Below are 12,417 nucleotides of genomic sequence, written 5' to 3'. Positions count from 1 at the left end.
TGTCACATATGACTTTTACGCCAATAATGTTTGCTCGCCACAGCCAAGCTAATACGCCAGCAAACAACGTGCTACAAGCAAATAGCGATACTGCCATTATGGATTTTAGTGGTACTGAAGCAATCCCATTTTTAACGACTATTTTAGGTCTTGATATTAATAAGCTAACCGCCAGCGGTTTAGGCTTACGCAGCTCATTAGACGATGACCTAACAAGCAGCTACGCTTATGCGTTGTATTACTTTAACGAAACCGCTTTTCGTTTTGTACTCGCCAAAGACGCCAGCGTGCAGCTACAGTCGCTAATAAACGAGCAACAACTGCGTTACGATATTGATTATGTTATGCGTAACGACTTAAGCGCGTTAACCTTAAGTGGTGAGCAAGCGTTTGATGCCTTGGTAGATAACTTTAAGCTAACACCAGGCCTGCGTTTATCTGACATGCGCAGCTGTTATGGTGCACAAAGCGGTGAGGTATTTATTACCGCGATTGATAACCAAGATCAGCAGCAGTTTCAACTGGTAGCGCGCCAAGCAGAGCTTGATAAATGGCAAGCGCACTTACAGCAGCTCGGGTTTGATTTAACCTTAGCGGATGTTGCTTAAAGTATAAATTTTAAAAACAGCTACACACTTGGGTGTTTAGCTGTTTTTTGTAGTTACAAATCGCAATTTGGGTGTGACAACTGTGCAACTAATGTATAATCGCCGCCCATGTTATTCCCCCTCATTAAATTGAGGCCACGCCCACTCAGTGGGTTAATTTAAAAGTGAAGGAATATTATGACTTCTAAAACAGTTTTACATGCTAAGCACCTTGAAGCTGGCGCAAAAATGGTTGATTTTCACGGCTGGGAAATGCCAATCAACTACGGCTCACAAATCGAAGAGCATAATGCGGTTCGCACAGATGCAGGTATGTTTGACGTATCGCACATGACAATTGTTGATGTGCAAGGCGAACAAGCACAAGCGTTCTTACGTAAGCTAGTAGCAAACGACGTTGCTAAGTTAACGGTACCGGGTAAAGCACTTTACACAGGTATGCTTAACGAAGAAGGCGGCGTAATCGACGACCTTATCATCTACTTCTTCTCAGAAACTGACTACCGTTTAGTTGTTAACTCAGCAACCCGTGAAAAAGATTTAGCGCATTTAGCTAAAGTTTCGGCTGATTTCGCCGTAACGGTTACTGAGCGTCCTGAATTTGCAATGATTGCCGTTCAAGGCCCTAATGCACGTGCTAAAACGGCCACTGTACTTACTGCAGAGCAACAAGCTGCTGTTGAAGGTATGAAGCCGTTTTTTGGTGTGCAAGCTGGTGATTTATTTATTGCAACAACAGGCTATACTGGCGAAGATGGTTATGAGATCGTAGTACCTAATGATCAAGCTGCTGATTTGTGGCAACAACTTCTAGATGCAGGCGTAGCGCCAGCGGGTCTAGGAGCACGTGACACACTTCGTCTAGAAGCAGGTATGAACCTTTACGGCCTAGATATGGACGAAAGCGTATCACCACTTGCTGCTAACATGGCGTGGACGATTGCGTGGGAGCCAGAAGATCGTAAGTTTATCGGTCGTGAAGTATTAGAACAGCAACGCGCTGATAAAAGCACAGACAAACTAGTTGGTTTAGTGCTTGAAGAAAAAGGCGTATTGCGTAGCGGTTTAAAAGTCATCGTTGAAGGTGGTGAAGGGGTGATTACCTCTGGTACATTCTCACCAACACTTGGTCACAGTGTCGCTCTTGCACGCGTTCCGCGTTCAACTGGCGAAACAGCTCAAGTAGAGATGCGTAAAAAACTGGTTAACGTTAAGGTTGTTAAACCTTGCTTTGTACGTAACGGTAAATCAGTTATCTAAGTAATATAAAAAATTTGGTGTTATCACCCAATATAAACCAAAGGAACAAAAAAATGAGCAATATCCCAAGCGAATTAAAATATGCTACTTCACACGAGTGGGTTCGCGACGAAGGTGACGGTACGTTTACTGTAGGTATCACTGAGCACGCACAAGAACTTCTTGGCGACATGGTATTCGTAGAATTACCAGAAGTTGGTGATGAAGTTGATGCGGGTGAAGACTGCGCAGTAGCAGAGTCTGTTAAAGCAGCATCTGACATCTACGCACCAATCAGCGGTGAAATCGTTGCAATCAACGAAGATCTTGAAGATTCGCCTGAAACAGTAAATAACGACCCATACATCGACGGTTGGTTATTCCGTATCAAAGCATCTGACACATCAGAGCTTGATAACCTGTTAGACGCTGAAGGCTACGCTAACACAATCGACGAAGACTAATTAATTAGTCACGCCGACTAAAAGCCCCGTCTAGATCCCCAGCTAATTAAATGCGTAGCTTGGGTTTCATAGGGGCTTTTATGATTTTATAGCTTACCTTTCCATACGCTGTAAGTTATTGAATCACCCTGTTTTTAAGTTATTGCCAGTTACCCATTGGCAGTAACCACTTTTTTTTGGATCATAGGAATCTGGACAAATGTCAAACGCCAAATCTCTTGAACAATTAGAGCAGAAGCAAGATTTTATTCGCCGTCACATTGGGCCAAGCCCAGCGCAAGTAAGCGACATGCTGAGCGCTCTTGGAGTATCGAGTGTTGAAGAGCTGATCGGTCAAACGGTACCTGCAAGCATTCGCTTAGAGCAAGGTTTATCAATTGGTGAAAGCCGCACTGAAGTTGAAACACTAAGCTACTTAAAATCTGTAGCAAGCAAAAATAAAGTGTTCAAATCTTACATTGGTCAAGGCTACCACCCAACTCACGTACCACACGTAATTTTACGTAACGTACTAGAGAACCCAGGCTGGTACACGGCGTATACACCATACCAACCAGAGATTGCACAAGGTCGTTTAGAATCATTATTAAACTTCCAGACTATGACCCTAGACCTAACTGGTCTTGACCTTGCAAGCGCATCGTTACTTGACGAATCTACAGCTGCGGCTGAAGCAATGGGCCTTGCAAAGCGTGTTGCTAAATCAAAATCAAATGCATTCTTCATCGCTGATGACGTACACACACAAACAATCGACGTTGTTGCGACACGTGCAGAGCAGTTCGGTTTTGACGTTATCGTAGGTAAAGCGGCAGAAGCGCTAGACCACGACATTTTTGGTGCGTTATTCCAATACCCATCAACAACGGGTGAAATTACAGACGTAACCGATTTAATCGCTGGTGTTCAAAGCAAAAAAGCAATTGCCTGTGTTGCCGCAGACATCATGAGCTTATTACTACTTAAAGCACCGGGTAAACTTGGCGCAGACGTAGTACTTGGTTCAGCACAGCGTTTTGGTGTACCTATGGGTTACGGTGGTCCACACGCTGCATTCTTTGCAACACGCGACAAGTACAAGCGTTCATTACCGGGTCGTATTATCGGTGTATCTAAAGACCGTTTAGGTAACGACGCACTACGTATGGCAATGCAAACACGTGAACAACACATTCGTCGTGAAAAAGCCAACTCAAACATTTGTACAGCGCAAGTATTACTCGCGAACATGGCTGCGTTCTACGCGGTTTACCATGGTCCAGAAGGCCTTAAAACAATCGCTCAGCGTATTCACCGTTTTGCTGATATTTTAGCGACTGGCTTAAAAGCGAAAGGCGTAAACCTTAAGCACGACACATGGTTCGACACCATTACCGTTGTTGCAGACAACAAAGACGAAGTTGTTGCACGCGCAGTAGCAAATGGCGTTAACTTTGCGTCAAACCGTGCGGGTGAATACTCAATTTCTGTATCAGAAACAACAACGCGTGCAGACGTAGCAGAGCTATTCGACATCATTTTAGGTGACGACCACGGCCTAAGCGTTGACGCACTTGCGAACGAAATCGAAGTAAACGGCAGCAACTCAATTCCTGCAAGCCTTGTACGCGATGACGAAATTCTAACGCACCCTAACTTCAACTCGTACCACAGCGAGACTGAAATGTTGCGTTATATCAAGCGTCTAGAAAACAAAGATTTAGCGCTTAACCACTCAATGATCTCATTAGGTTCATGTACCATGAAACTTAATGCGACAGCAGAGATGATCCCAATCACTTGGCCTGAGTTTGCAAACCTACACCCATTCTGCCCACTTGATCAGGCAGCGGGTTACCAAATCATGATGACTGAATTACATGATTGGTTAGTAAACATCACAGGTTACGATGCCGTTTCACTGCAACCTAACTCAGGTGCACAAGGTGAATACGCAGGCTTAATCGCTATTCGTAAATACCACGAGTCACGCGGTGAAGGTCACCGTAACGTATGTTTGATCCCAAGTTCAGCGCACGGTACAAACCCAGCGTCTGCACAAATGGCAAGCATGAAAATCGTGGTTGTTGACTGTGATAAAAACGGTAACGTTGATATGGCAGACCTTAAAGCGAAAGCCGAAGAGGTATCTGAAAACCTATCGTGTATTATGATCACATACCCATCTACACACGGCGTTTACGAAGAAACAATTCGTGAAATCTGTGACATCGTGCATCAGCACGGCGGTCAAGTGTACATGGACGGCGCAAACATGAACGCGCAAGTAGGTGTTACAAGCCCAGGTTCAATCGGTTCTGACGTATCGCACCTTAACCTACATAAAACATTCTGTATTCCACACGGTGGTGGTGGTCCAGGTGTTGGCCCAATCGGTGTTAAATCTCACCTAGCGCCATTTATGCCTAACCACAGCGTAATTAACGTTGCTGGCACAAACATTGGTAACGGCGCGGTTTCTGCAGCCCCTTACGGCTCAGCAGCAATTTTACCAATCTCGTGGGCATACATTGCCATGATGGGCTCTGAAGGCTTAAAACAAGCAACAGAAATGGCTATCGTGAACGCTAACTACTTATCTGAGAAGCTAAGCGAACACTACCCAATTTTATACCGTGGCCGTAACAACCGCGTTGCGCACGAGTGTATTGTTGACCTACGCCCACTTAAAGAGCAAACAGGCGTGACAGAAATGGACGTAGCTAAACGTCTTCAAGACTACGGCTTCCATTCACCAACTATGTCATTCCCAGTGGCTGGCACACTGATGATTGAGCCAACTGAGTCTGAGTCTAAAGTTGAAATTGACCGTTTCATCGAAGCCATGGTGTCAATCAAGTCAGAAATCGACCGTATCGCATCTGGCGAATGGTCAATTGAAAACAACCCGCTAGTGTTTGCACCGCATACACAAGCAGACGTACTAGGCAATGAGTGGGACCGTGCATACGACCGTTTCTACGCAGCATTCCCAGTACCAAGCGTAGCAAAAGACAAATTCTGGCCTACAGTAACCCGTATCGATGACGTATACGGCGACCGTAACCTAGTTTGTTCATGCCCAGCGGTTGAGACATACCGTGACTAAGGTTTGATTAAATCAAATGCCAAAAAGCCGTTGCAGCAATGTAACGGCTTTTTTGTTGGAGAAAGTTAGCGAGTTGCGAGGGGAAAGTTACGAGGAACGAATTTCGATATGTGAGTTGTAGGAGGCGTTTTAACGCCGAAAAAAGAGTTATTAAATATCAGTGGTTAGAAGTCAGGTTGAAAGAAAAGAACTATAAGTTGGATTGTGCCTGTACTCGCTATGGCTAATCCCGCTGCAGTAGGCGTGAAATTTATTTCACGCGAATAAGCTAGAGTAAAATCAAAGAGCAAGACCTGGCCCCTAGATTTCCAATTAAAAATACAGCAACATTTTATTGACATTATTAAGGAAGTTTATTTATAGTAAATAAGACTTTTGCAGTCGGCTACAGAGCATGTTTGCTCTAACTTTATACTCCGCTCCCATTCTATTGCACGGGAGGTTTCAGCTGCAAACCGGTAATGCCGGGTACTTTTGTGAAACCTAACTTCATTATTTTTGGAGAATACTATGTGCAGGATTGATGCGCCTTTTGGTAATATCACCTTCGATGAGAAAAACGATCCTAAAGAACGCTTTATACAAGCTCTAGATGAGTTTGATATACAAGGCAATCTCAGAACATTAATGATTAAACACTTTGCTGATGCATGGATTAATGTATTTAGAAGTGTAGAAGCCTTAGAAGACGCTTTATCTGAGACAAAACCCCATTCATCTGATTCAGCAAAGTGCATTTCTATTTTATTGACTCAACAAAAAACTATCGAAAATAGTATTTCAAGCTATTACGGATATTATTTACCCACTTTGGATGATAAGGCAATAATTGCCTTTTTAAAGGATGTAGCTGACATTTATTACCCAAATGCACTGTTTGGGTTATTTAATGACTATATGGATAAATGTGGTAGCTATATGATGTTTTCATCATGGTTATATGGAAAGGATTACTGCCTTACTAAAGCATTTTTTGATGATACTTCATTATGTTTGTTAAACAATAGAGATAGAGCTTTGCTACTTTGGAGTTTCTTTGATGAAATATCTCATCGATTACAGTTACTAGATAGCAAGCGTTTATATAAAGCTATGACTTATATAGCTACTTCAAACGTCGTGCAAGGCCCTCAAACTGAAGAGGTAACTAGCACTTCAACTAATATAATCCGTGGTTTAGATTTTCTAAGGGCATGGATTACGTACGACTCTCAAGCTGGTAGGTTTAATCATAATTGGTCTGACTTTTTATACTGTTACAATAAGTCCTTCTCTAATCTTGGTGATTCAATATCTCTTGAGCTTATAGATAGTGATGAAACTCAAGCTTTAAATTATGAATGGCTTGAGAACACGAAGCTTGAGCTTCAAAATTTACAATTTATAAATACTGATTTAGATATTGTTCCATCAGAAATGCATGAACAGTGGGCTAGAGACCTAGATGCATACTATAGCTCGTTTACGTATCATAAGTTCGAAAGGCACTATAACCACAACAGCTCAAATATTCATGATTTTTATAAGTGTAAAGACAATGCTCATCATGAGTTTTGTTTAAAATTGAAACCGCTACAAATATCGGCTTGGATTGAGTTTTCTGTAAAAGAAGATTTTCGAAGGTTGCTTGAATCAAAGCCTAGCAATCTTCGAGGTGAATTTAAGGATAGCGTTAATTTGTGGGGCTATGGTAAGTATTTCACCTTATGGAAAAATGTATTTTTAGTCGCTCTTGAAGAATTAGACTATCAAAGTAAACTGCGAATTTTATCTTGTCATATTCCTTTCGATAGTAGTCGAGCCGAGGATTTATATCCTGAATGCGCTGCTTGGTGGAATGAACTTTTTACCGACTTGATTGACGCTAAAGATTTTCCTAAAGCTTTAATACCTAATTGGGCTCTTGCCGGAATTGAAAGGCTAGAACGAGAAGAGGTGGTTCCCTATATAGACAAAAGCATTGGGATAATACGTGGTGAAATCGTAAAAGAGGAGAATGAAGAAAATTTTGAGGCATATCATCAAAAACTTGATAGGTTACTTAGTTTTTTAGATCGTTCTGCACCAGATAAAGCTTTACGACATCGCCTTTTTCTAATGCGCTCTTCGACCGAACCATTCTCTGATGAGGCTCTTTCAAAGTTTGATTATTCGTATGAGCAAAAAGGTTTTAGTAAATGGTACGACTCTTTAAAACAACTAGCAGCAGATCAGTGTGCAAAAAAAATAAATGAGCATAGAAATCTTACAACAGCTAAGCATAAACAATTTCAAGAAGACTTTTATGTACAATTTTCCCAACAATTAGCTGAATTTTTCCTAAGCCGCCTTCGTCTTCGTAGAGGTGAAAAAGCTAAAGATGATAAATATGAAACGAGCCAAGTAACAGAGCAATCATCAATTTGGAGGCAAGGTTACTTAAAAGCTCTTACTGAATTAGGTTTAGACTTGAATGGAAAAGTCCATAAAACAGTCAACTTCACTAAAAAATCAGATCCCAATGAGGATGTGCGAGCTATTGCCAGCGAGTGTTATAAGGCAGTTCGAAGACATGCTAAGAAAGATCCCACTATTCAAGATATAAAAAGAAGCATCAATGCTGCTGAATGGTGGCTTCTTATGTGTCAGCGAACTGAGTTAGGTTATGAAACTGACTCTGAAAAGGCCGTAAGAACTAGGCGTAATCTAATGCGCAACCCATAACTATTAATTACCTTTTATCTAAAAACTAAACTTGGTGTACTAGAGCCTGATGCCCTTACTTTGACGCTAGTCGTCCGCCATGTAAAAACTTTACGGTCAATATGGCCAGTCAAGGAGTATACGTATGCCTAATTTTTCTGAAAATTTATTTAAAAAACACATTAGACAAATAGAAGCTGATATTGAGTCTGACTACCAAATGTTGAAATTTGGGTCAGGTGTTCATGATGACCAAGCTCGAATAGCTCAGTCAGGTATTACGACATGTAAAAAGTGTGTCTCTGGTGATGGTATTAAAAAGCGAATTTACGGTATCTCTATTGAAGCAGAAAGAGCTGCTGATGATTTATATGAGCGCTCCAATCGAGAGCTCGAAGCTTATAGGTGTCCCGTAGGTAGTGGTTGGCATTTGAGAAAGCCTAGATATAGATAGAGAATTTCACTTGTTTATGATTCCCAAACTTTAATTATGGCTAATAATAGAGAACTCATTTTTAATAAATAGATTCCCAATCTATAAATTAAAATTGGATAAAGGAAAATGAGCATTTTGAGGCTGCATTTTCCCAAACTATAACTCTTGAAAAGATGAGAAAATTAGCTCATCTTTTTTGTTTGTGAATATCCACCTTAAGGTTTTTCTCAATTATTCAATATTATGAGTGTTTAGTTTTGTTAGTATGTTGGCGACTAGTATATTAGTGCTATATTTAGGTTTAGAGCCAGTGAGAAAATGTTTAGAGTTGAATCTTTTCCTTGATACGATACTCTCTCAACAAAAACAATAATATTACGTTTGGAAGATTTATTTAGATGGAACTAGAATCGGAGATCCCCTCCCCAAAAAGTGCGAATGCTCCCTTGTCGGCAGTATCCGCTTTAGCTGGTGAAGTCATATCGCCATTAAAGCGATTACAGCATATGGACGAAGAGGATTGGGAAGAATTTACCTGCGAGCTAGCAACTTATTGGAAAACACAGTACTTGCGAGTCAATCGGGTTGGGGGGGCTGGTGATATGGGGCGTGATGTTATTGCTTACACTCCAGATGGAAGTTGGGAAAATTTTCAGTGTAAATATTACAGCTCATCATTGAATTTGACAGATGTTCTTTTAGAAATTGGTAAGCTTTGCTACCACTCACATCAAGGGCATTTTTCTATGCCTGCAAAATATTACTTTGTTGCTAAGAGTGGCTTAAATGGCATTAGTCTTAATGCCCTTAAAGATTCAAGTAAGCTGAAAGCAGAACTCATTTCTGGTTGGGATAAAAAGTGCAAAGACAAAATCACCAAGAAAAAGAGTGTAAGCCTCGAAGGCGATTTTCTTAAGTTTGTTGAGCATGATGTTGATTTTACAATATTTGATCAAATCCCACAGTTGAAGCTTATCGAATTACATAAAAATCATACTCCTTATTACATAAGAAGATTTGGAGCATTAGAGTTTGATCGTCCAGCCCCTTCAACACCTCCAAATGATATTCAAAGCAATGAATTGAAATATATTGCAGAGTTACTAAAGGCAATAGAATCTATAGAATCTCAGGTGAGTTCTATTGATGATTTAGAAGCCTTTCCTGAGTTTTTAACGGAACTAAAAAGTGCGCGTAAAAACTTCTATTCAGCGGAAAGCTTAGAAAAATTTTCCAGAGACTCAATGCCTCCTAATACATACGAAAATTTGCTTGAAGATTGTTATGAAGCAATTTCTAGCCTCGTTCTGATGGTTCACAACAATGGCTGGGATAAATATTTGGCTATCTCGAACCACGTAACACAAGTTTCATTTTCATCGCATCCATTAAATCTATACATGAGTGTTCGTGACAAGAAAGGCGCTTGCCACCAATTGGTGAATAAAGGATCTTTTAAATGGAACAAGTAAAACTTAAAGTCCCTCAGATATTTAATAGTGATGTTGAATTGGCAACTAGAGCCGCACTGATACTGTCGAGTATGGAAGGTGAGAAATTCGACATAGATGAATTGGTCTTATTAGATTACGCGCTGTTATATTCAAGCGAATTTAATGGGCCATCAAACCTTCATCCTGCTGTCCCAAATCATTTGGCAGAAATTGCACAACGGAGAGAGCTGTTACCTAAGTCGCTTTTGTTTTTTATTAAAAAAGGGCTAATTGATGTTCACTATGATGAAAATGGAAAATCTTTTTGTGCGAATGAAAATACAAATAGCTTTGTTAGCTGCTTAAATTCAAGTTATTTCATCAAAATTTGGGAACGATTAAGTTGGTTGTCTGAGCATTACAATCGGATTATCCAGATACCAATAATGGAGTTAAGAAAAGGAGTATCGAGTTCGGCATGATTATTAAAAGAATATCCGTAATAGGAAAAGGCAAACCGAAGGCTGAACTTTGCTTTGATAAAGGACTAAATGTTGTTGCTGGTGCATCTGATACTGGTAAGTCATATGTCATCAAGTGTTTTCAGTATATTTTTGGTGGTGAAGAGCCTCCTAAAGATATTGACGAAGCTAAAGGTTACAATACCATTGAAGCAGAAATTCAAGTTGACGAAAATGAAAGCTTTATTCTTCGAAGGGAGATATCGGCTGCCAAACCCAAAGTTACTCTAATTGAACTTGAGCCAGATGGCACAGAGTCAGAAACAATTGTTTTAAATCCAAGCCACAAAGGAAAAAATAATCTATCAGCACATATACTCGAAAAATTGGGCTTAAACGACAAAGTATTAGTAAACGGTGTACAGAGTTTAAAAACCTCTTCTTTGACATTGCGCGTACTTAGTAAATTATTTTTGGTCGATGAAGGCAGAATAATTACCGAATCTTCACCTCTGGGTGAAGGCCAGCGAGACTATACTCAAGAAACATCACTACTTAAAACTTTACTCACTGGTGCAGATGATTCAGTAGTTAAAGAGTTGAAACAACAACAAGATACTGAAGGAGCTGTGGAATCGCGTGTCAAAGCTCTGGAGGAATATGTTGCCAAGAAATTTTCTAACCATGAAGAAGTAAAGTCCTCAACAGAAAAGTTAGACTCAGAACTGAATGAGTTAGAGGAATCGTTATCTAAGGCTCAATACGAACTAACCGCACTGGTTGAAGCCAATAGTGAACTTGATTCTGAAAGAAATAAACTCAGGGGGGATCTAAGTAAATTACGTGAATCAGAAAAAGAAAACCTTCTTTTACAGGGGAGATTTAGCCTTTTAGTTGATAAATATAACTCAGATTTGGAAAGGTTAGAGGCAGGAGCTGAAGCCGCTTCTTTTGTTGAGCTATACGAGATGTCGAATTGCCCTACTTGCGGACAAGAGTTTGAACAAGAAAAAGATGCAAAAGAGCTAAAGCAATTAGTGCAAAGCACTGAGGCGGAAATTAATAAAAATAAATTTCAAGTTAATGGGTTAACTGATTCAATTGAGGACCTAAAGCAAGAGTATCAAATGCTTGCAAAAGAGATAGTTCAAAAAGAAGCAGTAGTTAAAGAGCTATCAGAAATAATAGAAGGGAATATATCTTCAAAGTTTAAGGACTATAACGTAGCTATTCGGCTATTAAATAGTAAAAAGATTGAATTTTTGAAACAAAGAGCCATAGTGGATTCTCGTGAAAGCTTATTAAAAGAGATAGGTGAACTGCGTGTCCAGCTTGAAGACAGAACTGAAAAATACGTATTTCCTGATTTTAGTGCCGAGTTAACAGCTTTGTGTAAGAACATTAGTGCAATTTTACAGCGTTGGTCATTTCCCGGATATGAAGACGTTACTTTTGATATGAAAGCTAGGGATTTGGTAATTAGTGGCAAGCCAAGATCCCATTTTGGTAAAGGATACCGAGCAATTTCGTATGCAGCTTTTTCACTAGGCTTAATGGAATACTTGTCTAAGTATGAACGCCATCCAAATTTTGTAATTCTGGATTCTCCTTTGACCACTTATCGAGCGGGTGACAATGATGAGAATGATGATGAGGTTCAACTACAAAAAGATATGATTTTTGCTTTCTACATTGATCTTTGTGATTCGTTTAAAGATAAGCAAATAATTGTGTTTGAGAACCAAGAACCAGATGAAGATTTGAAACCAAAAATGACTTACTACCACTTCTCTAAGAACAAAGAAATTGGTCGGTATGGATTTTTTCCTCTTTCTACACAATGACAATACAGGTCGGTACCTTCTTTTTTATCCATTACAGATATTTTTATTTAAGAAGATAAATATTTATTATTTATATGAAAGAAGTTAGAGCAAAGCTTGATTAATTTGAACGGTTATTGACTTTATGAGTTTAAATAGTTGGAATTTAAAAATAACAACAAG

The 12,417-nt window shown here is 39.9% G+C and carries 9 protein-coding genes; all 9 read left to right on the top strand.

Annotation, left to right across the window (positions count from 1 at the left end):
* Nucleotides 1–8 precede the first annotated feature (8 nt).
* The gene (locus tag LPA49_RS03000; RefSeq protein WP_036966649.1) at nucleotides 9–608 is read left to right on the top strand and encodes a hypothetical protein; all 600 of its coding nucleotides are present in this window, start codon (nucleotides 9–11) and stop codon (nucleotides 606–608) included.
* 177 nt (nucleotides 609–785) lie between these two features.
* Nucleotides 786–1,868 (top strand): glycine cleavage system aminomethyltransferase GcvT, encoded by a 1,083-nt coding sequence (gcvT, locus tag LPA49_RS02995; protein WP_036966652.1) that lies wholly within the window; start codon nucleotides 786–788, stop codon nucleotides 1,866–1,868.
* 53 nt (nucleotides 1,869–1,921) lie between these two features.
* Complete coding sequence (gene gcvH, locus LPA49_RS02990; RefSeq protein ID WP_036966655.1) at nucleotides 1,922–2,311, top strand: glycine cleavage system protein GcvH; 390 nt, start codon at nucleotides 1,922–1,924, stop codon at nucleotides 2,309–2,311.
* Between the two features lie 199 nt (nucleotides 2,312–2,510).
* Nucleotides 2,511–5,399 carry an aminomethyl-transferring glycine dehydrogenase gene (gcvP, locus tag LPA49_RS02985; protein WP_180311033.1) on the top strand — a complete coding sequence of 963 codons (2,889 nt, stop codon included), beginning with the start codon at nucleotides 2,511–2,513 and terminating at the stop codon, nucleotides 5,397–5,399.
* Between the two features lie 510 nt (nucleotides 5,400–5,909).
* Nucleotides 5,910–8,102: a hypothetical protein gene (locus tag LPA49_RS02980; RefSeq protein ID WP_180311032.1), complete on the top strand. Its 2,193-nt coding sequence runs from the start codon at nucleotides 5,910–5,912 to the stop codon at nucleotides 8,100–8,102.
* Nucleotides 8,103–8,226: 124 nt separating this feature from the next.
* Nucleotides 8,227–8,535 (top strand): hypothetical protein, encoded by a 309-nt coding sequence (locus LPA49_RS02975; protein WP_180311031.1) that lies wholly within the window; start codon nucleotides 8,227–8,229, stop codon nucleotides 8,533–8,535.
* A 380-nt stretch (nucleotides 8,536–8,915) separates the two neighbouring features.
* Complete coding sequence (locus LPA49_RS02970) at nucleotides 8,916–9,989, top strand: ABC-three component system protein (RefSeq protein WP_180311030.1); 1,074 nt, start codon at nucleotides 8,916–8,918, stop codon at nucleotides 9,987–9,989.
* The gene (locus tag LPA49_RS02965) at nucleotides 9,977–10,432 is read left to right on the top strand and encodes an ABC-three component system middle component 2 (RefSeq protein ID WP_180311029.1); all 456 of its coding nucleotides are present in this window, start codon (nucleotides 9,977–9,979) and stop codon (nucleotides 10,430–10,432) included. Before LPA49_RS02970 ends, LPA49_RS02965 begins: the two co-directional genes overlap by 13 nt.
* On the top strand, nucleotides 10,429–12,255 hold the full coding sequence (locus LPA49_RS02960) for an AAA family ATPase (protein ID WP_180311028.1): 1,827 nt from the start codon (nucleotides 10,429–10,431) through the stop codon (nucleotides 12,253–12,255). The genes LPA49_RS02965 and LPA49_RS02960 overlap by 4 nt, the downstream gene beginning before the upstream one ends.
* The last annotated feature ends 162 nt before the right edge of the window (nucleotides 12,256–12,417 follow it).

It is taken from the genome of Pseudoalteromonas sp. MB41, assembly GCF_020966275.1.
Lineage (GTDB): Bacteria > Pseudomonadota > Gammaproteobacteria > Enterobacterales > Alteromonadaceae > Pseudoalteromonas > Pseudoalteromonas lipolytica.
Note: the sequence above shows the minus strand (reverse complement) of the source record. Positions and strands in the feature narration are given on the sequence as shown.